This window comes from Streptomyces sp. NPDC107575 (genome assembly GCF_055657265.1).
Genome location: NZ_JBVKBG010000012.1, coordinates 53240 through 67467 on the forward strand (window position 1 = coordinate 53240; position 14228 = coordinate 67467).

The 14228-nt window shown below is 68.6% G+C and carries 14 protein-coding genes; 6 read left to right on the top strand and 8 right to left on the bottom strand.

All coding sequences use genetic code 11. The annotated features are described in order from the left end of the window. Positions 1-6: 6 nt before the first annotated feature. The 4 genes from ACZ7L4_RS40510 to ACZ7L4_RS40525 all read right to left on the bottom strand — a co-directional run bounded on the left by ACZ7L4_RS40510 (position 7) and on the right by ACZ7L4_RS40525 (position 5188). Entirely contained in the window at positions 7-2043 is a 2037-nt protein-coding gene (locus ACZ7L4_RS40510; protein ID WP_472110080.1) for a CocE/NonD family hydrolase, read from the bottom strand. Between the two features lie 51 nt (positions 2044-2094). Beyond that, positions 2095-3378, bottom strand: a complete 1284-nt coding sequence (locus tag ACZ7L4_RS40515) for an ATP-grasp domain-containing protein (protein WP_472110261.1) — start codon at positions 3376-3378, stop codon at positions 2095-2097. Between the two features lie 479 nt (positions 3379-3857). Continuing rightward, positions 3858-4619 carry a hypothetical protein gene (locus tag ACZ7L4_RS40520; protein WP_472110081.1) on the bottom strand — a complete coding sequence of 254 codons (762 nt, stop codon included), beginning with the start codon at positions 4617-4619 and terminating at the stop codon, positions 3858-3860. Next, positions 4616-5188, bottom strand: a complete 573-nt coding sequence (locus ACZ7L4_RS40525; RefSeq protein ID WP_472110082.1) for an RNA polymerase sigma factor — start codon at positions 5186-5188, stop codon at positions 4616-4618. Before ACZ7L4_RS40525 ends, ACZ7L4_RS40520 begins: the two co-directional genes overlap by 4 nt. Positions 5189-5580: 392 nt before the next feature. Between ACZ7L4_RS40525 and ACZ7L4_RS40530 the strand changes: the two genes are divergently transcribed. Beyond that, a complete protein-coding gene (locus ACZ7L4_RS40530) occupies positions 5581-6729 on the top strand; it encodes a serine/threonine-protein kinase (protein ID WP_472110083.1) in 1149 nt (382 codons plus the stop codon). On the opposite strand, the gene ACZ7L4_RS40535 is transcribed toward ACZ7L4_RS40530, so the two are convergent. Both ACZ7L4_RS40535 and ACZ7L4_RS40540 read right to left on the bottom strand, forming a co-directional pair. After that, positions 6713-7021 (bottom strand): hypothetical protein, encoded by a 309-nt coding sequence (locus tag ACZ7L4_RS40535; protein WP_472110084.1) that lies wholly within the window; start codon positions 7019-7021, stop codon positions 6713-6715. The genes ACZ7L4_RS40530 and ACZ7L4_RS40535 overlap by 17 nt on opposite strands. A gap of 142 nt (positions 7022-7163) precedes the next feature. After that, on the bottom strand, positions 7164-8285 hold the full coding sequence (locus ACZ7L4_RS40540; RefSeq protein ID WP_472110085.1) for an LCP family protein: 1122 nt from the start codon (positions 8283-8285) through the stop codon (positions 7164-7166). A 246-nt stretch (positions 8286-8531) separates the two neighbouring features. On the opposite strand from ACZ7L4_RS40540, the gene ACZ7L4_RS40545 reads away from it, so the two are divergent. Further along, positions 8532-8864 carry a glyoxalase superfamily protein gene (locus ACZ7L4_RS40545; protein WP_472110086.1) on the top strand — a complete coding sequence of 111 codons (333 nt, stop codon included), beginning with the start codon at positions 8532-8534 and terminating at the stop codon, positions 8862-8864. A 167-nt stretch (positions 8865-9031) separates the two neighbouring features. Here the strand turns inward: ACZ7L4_RS40545 and ACZ7L4_RS40550 are convergent, their stop codons facing one another. Further along, complete coding sequence (locus ACZ7L4_RS40550) at positions 9032-9235, bottom strand: DUF1214 domain-containing protein (protein ID WP_472110087.1); 204 nt, start codon at positions 9233-9235, stop codon at positions 9032-9034. Positions 9236-9417: 182 nt separating this feature from the next. Between ACZ7L4_RS40550 and ACZ7L4_RS40555 the strand changes: the two genes are divergently transcribed. Continuing rightward, positions 9418-9558, top strand: coding sequence for a hypothetical protein (locus ACZ7L4_RS40555; protein WP_472110088.1), 141 nt, complete (start codon positions 9418-9420; stop codon positions 9556-9558). Positions 9559-9672: 114 nt separating this feature from the next. On the opposite strand, the gene ACZ7L4_RS40560 is transcribed toward ACZ7L4_RS40555, so the two are convergent. Continuing rightward, a complete protein-coding gene (locus ACZ7L4_RS40560; protein ID WP_472110089.1) occupies positions 9673-10248 on the bottom strand; it encodes a DUF4352 domain-containing protein in 576 nt (191 codons plus the stop codon). 735 nt (positions 10249-10983) lie between these two features. Between ACZ7L4_RS40560 and ACZ7L4_RS40565 the strand changes: the two genes are divergently transcribed. The 3 genes from ACZ7L4_RS40565 (at position 10984) to ACZ7L4_RS40575 (ending at position 14044) form a co-directional block, all read left to right on the top strand. Continuing rightward, positions 10984-12174: a hypothetical protein gene (locus ACZ7L4_RS40565; RefSeq protein ID WP_472110090.1), complete on the top strand. Its 1191-nt coding sequence runs from the start codon at positions 10984-10986 to the stop codon at positions 12172-12174. Between the two features lie 51 nt (positions 12175-12225). Next, on the top strand, positions 12226-12624 hold the full coding sequence (locus ACZ7L4_RS40570; RefSeq protein ID WP_472110091.1) for a hypothetical protein: 399 nt from the start codon (positions 12226-12228) through the stop codon (positions 12622-12624). Between the two features lie 526 nt (positions 12625-13150). Next, the gene (locus ACZ7L4_RS40575; protein WP_472110092.1) at positions 13151-14044 is read left to right on the top strand and encodes a hypothetical protein; all 894 of its coding nucleotides are present in this window, start codon (positions 13151-13153) and stop codon (positions 14042-14044) included. Positions 14045-14228 lie beyond the last annotated feature (184 nt).

The following is a 14228-nucleotide window of genomic DNA, read 5'->3' on the forward strand; positions in this document are numbered from 1 at the left end:
CACCGCTCAGAGGTGGTCGCGCGGGACGGACTCGTTCCACGTCCGGGAGAAGACGCGGCGCCGATCCTCGAAGGCGTCGAGCGTCGCCGACAGATGGAACTCCCGCTCGTCGCAGGTGAGTTCCGTGCGGGTGACGATCTCCGTGTCCCAGTCGCCCCGGTGGAAATTCATCGTCCAGGTGGACTCGCCGGTCGTGGACGTGAAGTCGTCGGCCACGGCGCCGTAGCGCTCGACCGCGCGGCGTCCAACGTCCAGGTCGATGTCGTCGAAGCGGATCGTGCCAGTGTCCTTGACGACCTCCAGGGCCCACCCGTACGTGACCAGTTCGCGACGCACCTCCCACCGCTGCTCCGGCGGGGTGAGCTGCGTGGTGGTCAGCGCGGGCGTCCCCTCGGGCGGGCCGAACGGTTCGGGGCGCGTGTCGTCGAGGGGCTGGGGCGGGCGCACCGGCAGGGCCAGGGTGCTGGCGCCCTCGTGGACGCCGAGCAGCGCCGGCCGGGGCGGCGGCCAGGCGAGCGGCCAGTACGAGGTGGACAGGGACAGGCGGATGCGGTGGCCCGCGGGGAACGCCTGGGCGACGCTGTTGAGGTGCACACTGGCGCGGTAGGGGCGGCCGGGCTCCAGCGCCTCGGGTTCGTCGCCGCCGCCCCGCCGGGCCAGGTTGAGCAGGCCGTACGTGACGCGGGTCGCGCGTCCGTCGGGGGCCACGTCGGAGAGGCGGGCCGCGAGCATGGCGACCGGCTCGTCGGCGGACACGTCCAGGTCCACCCGGGGCGAGCCGAGGATTTCCAGCGTCTCGGGCAGTGGCTCCGTCTCGAAGACGAGGGAGCCGCCGTCCTCCTCGCGCTGGTCGTAGGGCAGGTCGGGCGGGGCGTTGTAGGAGGCCCACTTGCCGGCGAACTGGCCCACGGACAGGGGCGATTGGATCGTCAGGACGCCGCGCGCGGCGCCGTCTTCAGGCTCGGGCTTTGGGGGTCCGATGCGGTGCCGGGTGAGCGGGTGGACGCGTTCCTGTACGTGGGGCGAGGGCCACGACGGCTCGCCGACCCAGCGCCCCGGCCGCTCGGCGTAGGAAGTGGAAGGCGGCACGCTCTCCTGCATCCAGGTGCGCAGCATGGGCCCGTCCATCACCCCGTTGTCCGCGCCCTTGAGCCAGTGGTCCCACCAGCGCACGAGTTCTTGCAGGTAGCCGATGGCGGGGCCGGGTTCGCCCAGGTGCGGGAACTTGTGCGACCACGGTCCGATCAACCCCTTGCGGGGGACGTCGAGATGGGCGAGCAGGCGGGTCACCGCGTTGGAGTAGCCGTCGGCCCATCCGCTGGAGGCCAGGACCGGGCACTGGACGGCCGCGTAGTCCTCGCAGACCGAGGCGTGCCGCCAGTAGGCGTCGCGACGCTGGTGCCGCAGCCACTCGAGGACCCAGGGCCGTGCGCTTTCCAGGCGTTCGTGCCACATGTCGCGCCACCGGTCGCCGACGACCTCGGGGTCGGGCGGGCAGGTGGCGTAGGCGAACATGGTGCCCGCTTCGGCCAGGCTGTCGGAGAGCAGTGCCCCGCCCATGTAGTGCATGTCGTCGGCGTAGCGGTCGTCGGTGAAGGAGGCGATGGCGATCGCCTTGAGAGACGGCGGGCGGCGGGCGGCGACCTGGAGTGCGGCGAAGGCGCCCCAGGAGATGCCCATCATGCCGGTGGCGCCGTCGCACCAGGGTTGCCGGGCGAGCCAGGCGAGGACCTCTTCGGCGTCCTGCTGCTCGCGTTCGAGGTATTCGTCGGTCAGGACGCCCTCGGAGTCGCCGGTGCCGCGCAGGTCGACGCGGACGCAGGCGTATCCGTGTCCGGCGAGGTAGGGGTGGTGGATGGAGTCGCGTACCGAGGACAGGTCGCGCTTGCGGTAGGGGATGTACTCCAGCACGGCCGGTACGGGATCGCCGTCGCTGGAGGCGGGGCGCCAGATGTGCGCGGACAGGTGCACGCCGTCGGACATCGGGATGCGGACGTGGGCTTCCTCGCGGACCTTGTGCGGGAGGTCGGTCACGGTGCGCATAGAGGAGGTCTGGCCTCCTTCCTCGCGTTGCGGGCAGGGGTGTGGGGGCGCTCAGGCCGGGTCGGGCTGGCGGTCGGGGGCGGGCGTGGTGTCCTCGAAGGAGAGGTCGAGGGCGGCCACGCAGCGGTCGTACTTCTCGCGCAGCTCGTCCTCGCTGTCGCCCGCGGTGAAGATGTGCGCCAACTCGTAGCTGTAGCTGTCCTGTTGCGACAGGTCGGACAGACGCTGGCACTGACTGGGCGCCACGTCGACGCGGACACCCGGCAGTTCGCGCGCGATCTGGTCCAGCCGCTCACGACTGGGCACGTCGCTCACCACACCATCGGTGAACCAGCGGTGGTACCACTTGGCGGCCATCGCGTAGCGGCCTTCGCCCTGCGGCATGCGCGGATCCTCGCCGCGGGCCAGGGCGAGCATGCAGTGGTGGTTGGGCACACCGTCGACGAAGTCGAACAGCTCGGCGTGCGACTGGGAGTGGCGCGGGTTGATCTCCAGGATGCGGATGTCCTGGGTGCCCGGGTCGTAGAAGAACTCGATGGAGAAGGTCGCCCCCTCCATGCCGATGCGGCGCATCACCTTCTTCGAGACGTCGTGCAGGCGGCCGATCACCGGCTGCGGGAGCATGGAGGGGTACTGGTGGCGCAGGAACGAGGAGCTGTCCGGGTAGTTGATGGAGTCGAGGACTCCGTACACGGTCACCTCGCCCTGGTGCACATAGCCCTCCACCGCCACCTGGATTCCGGTGAGGCGCTCCTCTGCGAGGCAGACGAGGCTTCCGATGTCGGCCATCTCCGGGGACAGTTCCACCTGTTCCATGACGGACTCGAAGGGGCGGCCGATGCGGCCGATGCCCGCACGGATCTCCTGCACGGCGGCGCGGAGGCCGTCCCGGTCCTTGACGCCGAAGGCCAGTTCGGAGGAGTACGAGAGCGCGGGCTTGAGCCACACCGGGTAGGTGAGCCCGTCGGGGAGCTCGGGCTCGTCCGCGTCGAGGTCCACGCGGCCGAAGGCGGGCACCGCCTCCGGGGCGGCCGCTCGCTGTTCCAGGCGGCTCCAGTACTTGTGCTCGCACTTGACGACCGAGGCCAGCTCGGTGGCGCGGGTGCCGTACTCGCGGGCGAGGATCGGCACCATGGTGGAGACCGGGAAGTCCCAGTAGCCGGTGATCGCGTCGATCGTGCCGTCGAAGGCGTCGAGCACACGGCGGGCCCGCGCCAGCAGATCCGGCACCGACACCTCTCCGTCCTGCAGTTCCTCGATGGTCAGCAGACCGTGGAACCGGCAGCCGCGGCCCGCGCCGGCCGCACGCAGCGTCGGCAGGTTCGCCTCGTCCATGCCGATGACGAAGATGTCCTCGCTCACAAGTACTCCTTCGGGGCGGTGGGGTGCACGCCCGGTCCGGCCGCGGGCCCTGCGTACGGACGCGGCTCCGATCCGACGCGGCACCGGGTGCCCACGAGGGGTTGGGCGTATGCATGGGCGGCGCGGAGCACGCACTGCTCCTGGAAACCTCCGCGCGACTGGCCAAGGGGGCGGACCACGCCTGAGACCGTCGTCGTCACCGGTGCCGGCGCCGGCATCGGGCGGGCCGCGGCCGACGAGGTCCGGTCGCTCGGCGGCCACCCGCTCGTCCACCCTGCGGACGTCTCCGACATGAACCAAGTCGAGGCCGCCCTCAGCCGACACCGTGCCCCCGGCGATGGCGGCCGCGCCGGCCGGGGCGGCCGCCATCGGCATCGCGTACAGGCGGGGTCGCTCCTGCGCCGCTGAGACGGAGACCGTGCAAGTCCAGGCATCGACGGCTGCGTCGCCGCCTAGGGGTGACCGGCCTTCCCCTTGGGCTGTTGGGCCTCGTGGCTCGGCTTGCTCCGGTGCTTCTCCGTCTTGTGCGGGTTGCCCTGCCGCGAAGCGGTCTGTGCGGCGGACTTTCCCAGGCCCTTCCCGGCGGGCGCTGCCCGGTCGGCGCAGTAGGCCGAGACATGCTGTTCGCCCCCGGCGGCGCGCACCAGGCGTTGCCAGGCCTTCGAGTCCAGGGCGTGGCCCCGGTTCTCGATGTGCCGGTAGGCGCGGCAGTGCGCGGCGATGTTCTTCGCGGTCGTGGAGTGTTGCGCGGACAGCGACGGCGCCGTGCTGGGGCGGGCGGCGGCCGGTGTCGGGCGTTCGCCGGGTGAGCGGGTGGTGCTGTGGCCGGGACGTGGGGCCGGTCCGGCATCCTGCCGTGGTGTGTCCGACGTACGGATCGCGGCGACCGCGACGCCGCCCATGAGCGCGCCGGCCGCCAGGACGGCCGCTCCGCCGCGCGCCCATCGCCGCATCCGGGGTCGTGGGCGCCAGTCGTCCCTGCGCCGGGTGCGCAGCGATTCGCCGGGGGCCGTGCGGGCGGTTCGGAACGCGGCGACCGCGGCGTCCTGCGCAGCGCTGTCCACGGCTTCCTGCCTCAGGGCAACACCGATCCGCACGGCGGTCCGATCGGGCTCGAACGCTTCCGCGCCGTCGGCCGGGGCAGCGCTCGGTGCCGGGCGGCGCCCGGGCTCCCCGCCGCCCCGCAGGTCGGGCCCGTTCCGATCGGTGCTCATCTCGCGTCCTTCATCGCCCGCACGGCATCACACGTCGCATCGTCCGGCCCCAGCCCCTTCGCCAGGGCGCGCAGTCCGCGCCGGGCCAGTATCCGCACTGCCGCACGCGGCTTGCGCATCACGCGGGCCGCCGCCTGTTCCTCCAGGCACACGACATGGCGGAGCAGGACCGCTTCTGCCTGCGCTCGAGGGAGTTCGGCGAACAGGTCCAGGGCCTTGGCGACTTCGGCGGACGGAGTCCCTCGGGATGTTGCCCGGGGTGCGTGTGGCACCGGGGTGTCCTTGGCCCAACGAGCGGCCTGGCGCCGGGCGATACCCGCTGTCCAGCCGCGGAAGCCGGGGCCGTCGCCGCGGTACCGGGGCAGCTCACGTGCGATGTCCTGCCAGACCGCGGCGGCGACGTCCTCTGCCCGGTCGTGCACCATTCCGCGCAGGTAGCCGAGCAGTCCGGGCTGGATGCACCGGTACAGGACGGCGAACGCCTCCTCGTCCCCGGCCTGTGCCCGAGCAACGGCTCTGCCCAGCGCCGGGTCGTCCGTCGGCTCGGGATGCGCCTGGCCACGACCCACCAACACCCGCACCTCACCCTGGCCGAAATCAACGCCTCGGAGCGTATGTCACGTACTCGTCGGAATCCCAGCCAGTTGTTGATCTTCGACACCACGGCCGCGGCACAGGGTCGTCAGTCGCCGTGTCCACCGGTGAAACGGGGCGGGTACAACTTGAGGGCGCGTCTTCACGGTCGTGGCGACCTGGTGAGCATCCCCTTTCCCCCGTGACAGTTCCGACGTACGCCGCGCAGACAGAAATGACCCCCGAGCGGGTCACGGCGTCGACCCTCAGGTCGGAGGTACAGACGCCGACCTGCGGAGGCAGGCCGATTCTCCCCCCGACATCGGCCTGCCTCCGCGCCCTGAATCGAGGACTTCGTGGCCGACCGCGGGTGGGGAGTGTGAACGGCATGGCGAGCGGGACAGGGGTGCCGGGGCAGCTGGTGGGCCGGTACCGGCTCCAGAACCTGCTGGGGCGCGGTGCGATGGGAGAGGTGTGGCGGGCCGCGGACCAGTCCCTCGGGCGAGTCGTGGCGGTCAAGCTGCTGCGCGCCGCCGGGGCCTCCGACGTCGGCCGTTTCCACCTGGAGGGACAGACCGCGGCGAGCCTCAGCCACCCCAACCTCGTGAGCGTGTACGACTTCGGGGCACACGGCGAACAGCTCTACCTGGTCACGGAGTTCATCGACGGCTGGAGCCTGGCCGAGGAGCGCGCCCTGCGCGTCACCGTGCCACCGGCGGAGGCCGTCGCCATCGCCCGCCAGATCGCCTCCGGGCTCGCCGCGGCCCATCAGCACGGCGTCATCCACCGGGACATCAAGCCCGCCAACGTACTGCTGACCACCGGGCGCACGGCCAAGATCGCGGACTTCGGTATCGCCCGGTTCGCCGACGCGGCCGGCACCCTCGCCCCGACCGGCAAGATCCTCGGGACCGCCGACTACCTGGCCCCCGAGCGGGCCCAGGGGCTCGCCGCGCGGCCGGCCTCGGACGTCTACTCCCTCGGATGCCTGCTGTACCAACTCCTCGCCGCCCGGCCGCCGTTCACCGGCGCGACGTCCGTGGATGTGGTGAGGCAGCACGTCGATGCCGTACCGCGGCCACCCCATGAACTGCGTCCTGACATACCGCAGCCGCTGTCCGGATACGTGATGCGGCTGCTGGCCAAGGACCCTGCCCAGCGGCCGACCGCCGCGCAGGCGGCCGACTGGTTCGGCGCGTACCGACCGTCATCGCGGCCCGCGTCCCGCGACGCCACGCCGGAGAGCGCCACGGAGGCAGCCCGCAGACCTGACGGCCCCCGTGCCGGAGCGCACTCCCGCCCGCGCGGCTACCGCAAGAGCGCCTCCACGGCCGCCGTCTACGGCATCGGCCTCGCCCTGTTCGCCTCGGCCGCGGCCCTGGGGTCGACGCTGCACTCGCGCGACGACGAGCCGTCGAGGTCTCCCGCGCCCACCCCGTTCGCGGTCCCTTCGGTCCTCCCGGCCGCCACCGCGTCCGCGGACGGCCGCCGTGGCGAGGGAGGACCGAAGGAGCGTCGAGTCAGGCGGCCCGGTTGAGCCGGGCGGCGATCCCGTGGCCGATCAGGAGGTAGATGGCGGCCGGGAGGCCGTAGTTCAGGACGACGCGGATGCCCTCCGTGTCCATGGTGAATATGTCCTGGGCCCACCAGCCGAGCCAGTCGGCCGTTCCGTGCACGAAATCGACGAATACGTTCGCCTGGTTGGCACCGAGCAGGAAAAGCACGATCCACAGGACCAGGAAACCTGCCGCGACATCCGCGATGGTGCTGACGGTCAAAGCCGTCCGCCGCGCACCGTTTTGATGGCGCACCGCGCGCTCGGTATCCATGGGCTGATGGTGCGCGGGGTATCCCGAAACCGGGTCAGTGTTGCTCACGAGAATTCCGTTCTGACGAGTTGTGCGTCGACTGCTCTGCGTTCTGCGCCGCGGCGGCCGGAAAGTGTTACACCGGCCGCCCGGCACGCAATCCCTACCGGTCGCCGGTAACCGTTACGGGGGCGTCGCTCCGCAATTCCTTCACGAGCTGTTTCACCTTCGGCATGTCCCAGGCGAGGTTGCCGCCGACGCCGCCGGAGATCGGCATGTTCATGGACGTGCCCTGTCCGCTGTTGACGTCCTTCATGGCGAAGAACATCCGGCCGAGCTGGTAGGGGTTCATGTCCTTGTCGACCACGAGCGTGTCGAGGCCGGCACCCATGAGGGGGTAGAGCTTGAACGGGTTGAGGGCCGTGCTCGGCGACGCGGCCTGGTTGGAGAGGGTGGACAGGAACTTCTGCTGGTTCTTGGTGCGGTCCAGGTCGCTGCCGGTGAAGGCGTGCCGAGTGCGGACGTAGGCGAGGGCCTGCTTGCCGTCCAGGGTCTGCTCTCCGGCCTGGAAGTCGGCGCCCGACCACTTGTCCTGGAAGCCCTTGTCGAGCTTCATGTCGACGCCGCCCATGGCATCCACGACGTTGGCGAAGCCGGCGAACCCGATCTCCGCGTAGTGGTCGATGTGCAGGCCGGTGTTGTACTCGACGGTGCGCGTCAGCAGCTGCGGGCCGTCGAAGGCGTACGCGGCGTTGAGCTTGTTGGCGCCCATCGCGGGCCGCATCCGCCCGGACTCGGAGCCCCGGAACGAGGGGATGTTCACGTTCGAGTCGCGCGGCAGGGAGATGAGCGTCGGCTCGCCCTGGCCGACGTGCAGGATCATCATCGAGTCGGTGCGCTTACCCTCGGCCGCGCCCGTGTGCAGGTCCTTCTCCTGCTGCTTGGACATGCCCTCGCGGCTGTCGGAACCAACGATCAGGTAGTTGGTTCCTTCACCCCCGGCGGGCCGGTCGACGACCTTTCCGAGATCGACTTCCTTTCGAAGGTTGGAATCGATCCAGAAATAGGTGCCGCCCACAACCAGCAGCAGGAGCACGAGAACCGATATCAGAATCCTTCTGACTCGGCGCCCGCGGCGGGGATACGGCCGCCCGGAATCGTAGGGAACGCCACCGCCTTGCTGCGGCGGCACCATGCCCCGCATATCGTCCGGCCGAGGCGCGGCACACCCGCGCTCGAAGCGATCTTGGTAATCGACGTTCTGGACGCCGCGCCTCTGATTCATGCGGGGCAGTGTGCATTCCGCACCACCCTGGGGAGCAAATCACCGAAGACGCCGACACAAAACCGGCGTTGCCCTACAAGCCACCCCCGGAAATGGGGGTTCACGCCTCAATTCCGACAACGGGACACCGGCCTCTGGCGCTCGATGTCCACATCCCCTCCCCAACACTCACAGGGCCCCTCAGACACCAACTCGCCCACCAGATCGCCACCTGGCTGCGCCTGGGCGGTCTGCCACGATGGCACCATGGACGAGCAAGCCATTCCCATTCTTCGCGTCGAGGACGCTGCGGCGGCGGTCGCGTGGTACGAGCGACTCGGCTTCACCAAGCAGTGGGAACACCACTTCGAACCGGGCCTTCCCGCGTTCGTCGAGGTCGCCCGGGGCGCGATGCGGTTGTTCCTGTCGGAGCACAAGGGCGACGCCCGCCCCGACACGTTGGTCTACCTCCGTATCCGTGATGTCGACGCCGTCGCCTCCGAGTTCGGCGTGCAGGTGGAGGACGCTCCGTGGGCACGCGAGATCGAGCTGCGCGACCCCGACGGCAACCGGCTTCGGATCGGCACGCCGACGGAATGACACTGGCCGGCGGCGCTCGGCGGGGACGTTGTGCCGGCGGCTGAACGAGTACGCGTGTCCGCAGGTATGCGATAACCGCTCACGGCGGGCGCCGCGTTGCCCGGTATCAGCCGCCGACCGCGGGCCCCGGAGGCGCTCCACACACCCGGTCTCCGTTCAGTAGCCGCTCACTCCTCCACGTGCTCGAAGTCCCCCGGCCACCAGCTGCCGTCGAAGGCCGCCTCGCCGGGGCCGTAGATGCGGAAGTAGCCGAACCAGCCGCAGCCCGGCTCGGTCCGGATCCAGCGGTCCTCGTGGCCGACGGGCGCGGTGGGGCCGACGTACTGGTCGACCGTGCCGTCGGTGTTCGGGGGCAGCTTCTCGCTCGGCATGACGCTGCGCCGCTTTCCCCCACTATCTCTCCTCCGTCGGCCTCACGGTCCTCGCCTTCTGCGCCCTCAGCCTGCCCCTCGGCTTCCTCGTCCCGCGCGCGGTACGTGTCCCCCGCCCCCAGGCGATCGCCGCGTCCTTCGAGATCGGCGCCCACAAGGCGACGCTGGCCATCACCATCGCGGTGAGCGTCCTGGGCAGCAGCAAGCTCGCGGTACCCGCGGCGGTGTACGGCCTGGTGATGATCTCGGCGGCGGCCGCGTTCGGGCGGGCGCTGACCTGGCGTACGCGTCCGGCGTCGGCTGCGGCGGTGCAGCGGGGCTGAGCCGCCGTGGCGGACCCGGCCAGGCTTTCGACAGGGGCACGGCATGGCCGTTGATCTTGTCATTGTGCAGCCGCTCGTGGGTCGGCACCAAGCTCCGACCAGACGTCCCCCTCCTCACGCTTTGGGGACAGTCCACTGTGTGGCGCTCACGGTCTGCCCTTCCGGTGCATAGTCGAGGGTGGTCGGACGCTTCGAGACGTGGACCGGGAAGGCGACCTTGCCACGGGCGCACTGGCCGGCTCGAAGGGTCTTGTCCATGGGAAACTCCGGCTTGGGCATGTCGCCGCCGGACAGTCCGGTGGTCTCCATGCTGGTGCCGTCCGCGTACGACAGCGACCACGCCGTCTGGCCCACGCCGATCTCCACACCTCTGACGTTGCACACCTTGACGTCGGCGGTGGCCCAAGAGTCGCCGCCGAGTTCCTCACCGGGAGCCTCGGGCCCCTTCTCGGTGTGCGTGTAGCCGAGGACCTGAACAGAGGCATGCACATCGTCGTCGGCGTCGTCGAACGCCTTCTTGTCTCCGAGGGAGAGCGGCCCCTCCTTCTTCGGCGCAGCCTGCTCCTTGGGCTGCTGGGTGACGGTCTCGGTGATGGTGACACGAATGGTTCCGGGTTCGTCGTTGGTGCCACATGCAGTGAGGGCAGCGGTGAGCAGGGCGGTTGCAGCCAGGGCGGCGCGGGCGTTCATGGTTCCCCCGTGGTTGTGTGGTGAAGGGGAATCATGCGTTGGATGAGACGGCGGACGGGTGGTTCCATCGAAGTAAATGGGCCTCGCGTGGAGTCAATGAGCGAGGCTTCGTCCCCGTGGATGGGCGACGCGTTTCGGTCATTGTTCGATCAGGACGATCGCGTGCTCCACTTGTACGGGTTTGCGCTATGGCTCAGTTGATGGGCAAGAGGCACGATCTCCCCTCAGCGCCTTGACCGGTGACTTCGGCGCGCGCGCATTCACGGACACGGGGGTGGCCACTTGTCGTACCCGGAGCATCAGTCGGTCTTCTCCATGCCGGCCGTTCCACTGGGAGAAGCCGGCGGAGAACCGCTGATCAAGCATGGGGCGTACACCGAAGGGGTCACCCGACAGCTGAGTGCGACCGCCTACGTTCGCAGCGACTGGATCAAAGTGGTTCACCTTTGGTGGTACGAGATACGCAAGCGGTTGAAGTCGGCTGTTCGCCGAAACCTTCGGTGGCTCCTCCCCCCGGCCGAAGACAGGTCGAACCCGGCGGACGACAGCGAGCAGAGGCCACCTGCTGTCGTACTCGGCGACGACTACGCGCTTTGGGTGCGCAGGCGAATCAAAAGGGCCAGACGGCCTCTACCCGTATATGCGTTTGACCAGGCACCCGTGATACACGCATGTGATCGCGCGATCGGCCACCGCCGCAGACGGCTAGCGGTTCTCCTGGCTCTGGTAGGCGTCGTGGCCTGGCAGTTGATTGCGGGTTCGTTGACGATCGGCTGGGCGGCTCTGACGGTCCTCGGCGGATCGTGGGCAGTGTCCCTTGCGGATCGCTACATGGCGCAGAAGCGGGTGAACAGTCTGCTCTCGGGGGAGCTTCCCGCATATCCGGAACGCTCTCAGGCCCACGCACTGCCCTATCTACGTGAGCAGAAGCGCACAGGGAAGCGTGACCGGTTTGTCGGCGCTGGGCTGGACGCGTGGCAGGAGGCCGTCATCGGTATCGATGTCGAGCCGGCGCCCGAAGGCCAAGGCGATGATGAGGGCGAATACGCAGCCTTTGCTTCTCCAAGAGCTCCCGGCATTTCCGAGCCGAACCTGCATGCGGTGGCCAAGGCAGTACTGGACGCACTCCAGCAGCACGGAAGGCAGTCGCCGCCCAGGAAGTCCCTCAAGCACTTCACCGCAGCCGACTTGCAGGCCCACGTAGCCAAGCGTCTCGGTGATCCGGCACCGAATCACCACCGTGATCATCCGCAGCCGCGCATGCACGTTGAGGGCATCGCAGGTATCCACCACAAACGCTGGGATGGCGTCGACGAGGAGACGTGGCAGCAACTTCACGCGCTGGCCATTGGGAACGGTTCGGCCAAGCCTGCTGAGGAGGTGGCCCGTCGCTATGTCTGGTCTCGGGTCACCGCGTGGAATGGAGGACTGGTCGCAGCTGTGCTGGTGCACTTCGCCTACCAGGGCGGATTCCTACGGGTTACGGTGCGTCCACACATCATGGGCCCTCTCAACCCGGCTGTTGCCGGGATCCGGGCCGTGGATCCGAACGGATGGCGCTGGTGCGGCCGAGCAATGCTCAATGCGGTCGGCGACATCCCGGCTGGTCTGATCCGTCTTGGCCGCCGCCAGGCACGCCCGTGCCCTGAACTGGACAACGGGACGGAGCCGATCAGCCTGCGTGAGACGTACAGCACCCGCTCGATCGACGACATGCACATGCGCGACGACGCTCGCTACTACGTCCAGATGATGCAACGCCGAGTATTCGACTCCACGGAGATCTTCCTTCGTGACCACAACGTTGACATTGCGGCCTACCGCCAACAGTCCACGGCCATCTACAACTTCGGCGTCATGAACGGGGGCACGATGTCCGGCCCGGTCCAGGCAGCCCCCTTCTCTGAGACTCCGTCCATGAGCTAGCGAGCCGACCCGCGCAACGTTAAGACCTCGACCCCGTATTCAGGAGCCTTCATGACCAGCCGTCGCGATCGTCAAAGCCCGGCGCCCAGTGGTGCGAACTTCGGGATCATCAACTCGGGCACCATGAACAGCCCGGCCCAGGCTGCTCCGTTCTCGCAGAATGCCAGCCAGGTCAACAACATCAGTTCCGGTGCCTCAGACGCGGCGCGCAACAGCATCGAAGATCTTCGGCACCGGCTGGAAGCACTCCGTGGACAGCATCCTGCCGTGGACGAAGCGCTGCGCGACCTGGGTGAGATAACTCCGCGCATCGATGAACCAGATCGCGACCCCGGAGCGTTGCGCTTCATGCTCCGTACTCTCGTCGAACGCTGCGGAGGCATACCAGGGGTCCTGGCAGCTGCTCAGCTCGTGCAGTCAACTGTGACTGCACTGCTGCCTTCTGCCTGACGCACAGGCCGTGGCAGGAAGGCCTGAGAACCCGCGAGGCGACTCGCACGGTCGGGAACTATGCATCGTTCGCCTGATCGTGTTCGACGCTGCGGAGCAGAACCTGGAGTACGTGCCAGGACCGGGTTCGGCGTCCGGCGTTTCCAGACCAGACGTAAACCGCGCTGAGGACCACCACAAGCAGACAGACCGCAGCCAGACCGACCAGGGGCAGCAGAACGAATGACGTCATGGGCTGAACTCTCCAAGGAACGTGTGAAGGTTGCCGGGGCTCCCCCGGTGCTTCAACGATCCGGCGGTGTGCGGCGCTTGGTACGGAAGTGGACGGGGCCTGCCGAACTTGGCCCCGAGAATTACGAGGTGTGACGCTCCTCGACGCAGGCTTACACAAGTTGACAGGACCTTCCGGACGAGGCGCCGGAAACTCTACGTGGCGGAGACAACGCCCTACGATGATCGGGGCGACAGCGAGACAGTAGGGGGAGCAATGGCCTCGGCAGCCTCCCGGCCAGTGCCGGGACCGGCCTTGCAGCAGCTCAAGTACCGCTTGAAGCGGCTCCATCGCGAGAGTGGCGAGCCAAGTTTCCGGGTCATATCACAGCGCACGGGAAAGGCGATCAGCCACACGACCGTAGGAACGGTGCTGAGCTGTGCGGGCCTACCCGGATGGGGCCCGCTGGAACTCGTCGTGGAAGCGCTGGGCGGCGACTTGGACGACTTCCGGATGTTGTGGATCGCCGTACGCGACGAGACGTCACCGTTGGCCCTTCCCGAGCCCGTGGCTTGGGAGGACGAAGCGAACCCCCCGTCCGCTGCCGTAGATCTGAACATCCCCGACCTTGACGCTGCGGAGGAGGACCTCCAAGACCAGGCAGCCAAACGCAGCCATCGTGAGGGAGAGGCCCGCAAAGAGCTCCTGATGGCTCTGGAGGCTCGAGCAGACCTCACCGACCGGCTGCTCGAACTGCACGAACAGTTGGGCCGCGAGCGCGGGCGCAACGACGAGCTTCGCCGACGCGTTGCTGCCCTAGAAGCTGAGCTGGATGAGTACAGCGAACGCATTGAGGCGCTGCAGGACGAGTTGCGAACAGCTCAGGACGAGCGGTTGGTTCTCCTGGAGAAGCTGAACGGCCTGCACACCAGGCGAGCCGAGCTGTACTTCACTTGGGCCCGCGAAGAAGAGAGCCAAAGACACGCTGTGGAGGCTGGGCGCGAGGGCGTTCTTCGCGAGCACGATCTGGAAGTTCAGGACCTTCGCGGGCGGCTCAGCGCAGCCGAAGGCTTGCTGAATTCCATCATGAAGGCACAGCCCCAGGGCGAACAGGTCGACGACTGCAGCGACACGGATAGCGACAGCCTCGAAGCGGAGAACGCCCGCTTGGACTGGAGTCGTTGGCGTCGCCCTCGCCGTTCCCGGTAAGAAGCCCGGCTTCGGAAACTCGTCACCCCATATAGGCGGTTCGCGAACCCGGCGACTCAAGGGCCACGGGTGGCAGGACGTCGCGGTAGGGACATCGAAGCGAACTGGAGTACAGCTAGGGAAACGTGTACTCCCAAGGCTCTTATGCACAGCCCATCTGCCCGACGCTCGCCGTCTCGCATCC

Coding starts and splice junctions, on each gene's coding strand:
- ACZ7L4_RS40540 (WP_472110085.1), bottom strand. CDS start 8,285: ATGAATCAGAGGCGCGGCGTCCAGAACGTCGATTACCAAGATCGCTTC.
- ACZ7L4_RS40535 (WP_472110084.1), bottom strand. CDS start 7,021: ATGGATACCGAGCGCGCGGTGCGCCATCAAAACGGTGCGCGGCGGACG.
- ACZ7L4_RS40570 (WP_472110091.1), top strand. CDS start 12,226: ATGACCAGCCGTCGCGATCGTCAAAGCCCGGCGCCCAGTGGTGCGAAC.
- ACZ7L4_RS40530 (WP_472110083.1), top strand. CDS start 5,581: ATGGCGAGCGGGACAGGGGTGCCGGGGCAGCTGGTGGGCCGGTACCGG.
- ACZ7L4_RS40510 (WP_472110080.1), bottom strand. CDS start 2,043: ATGCGCACCGTGACCGACCTCCCGCACAAGGTCCGCGAGGAAGCCCAC.
- ACZ7L4_RS40560 (WP_472110089.1), bottom strand. CDS start 10,248: ATGAACGCCCGCGCCGCCCTGGCTGCAACCGCCCTGCTCACCGCTGCC.
- ACZ7L4_RS40550 (WP_472110087.1), bottom strand. CDS start 9,235: ATGCCGAGCGAGAAGCTGCCCCCGAACACCGACGGCACGGTCGACCAG.
- ACZ7L4_RS40545 (WP_472110086.1), top strand. CDS start 8,532: ATGGACGAGCAAGCCATTCCCATTCTTCGCGTCGAGGACGCTGCGGCG.
- ACZ7L4_RS40515 (WP_472110261.1), bottom strand. CDS start 3,378: ATGGACGAGGCGAACCTGCCGACGCTGCGTGCGGCCGGCGCGGGCCGC.
- ACZ7L4_RS40520 (WP_472110081.1), bottom strand. CDS start 4,619: ATGAGCACCGATCGGAACGGGCCCGACCTGCGGGGCGGCGGGGAGCCC.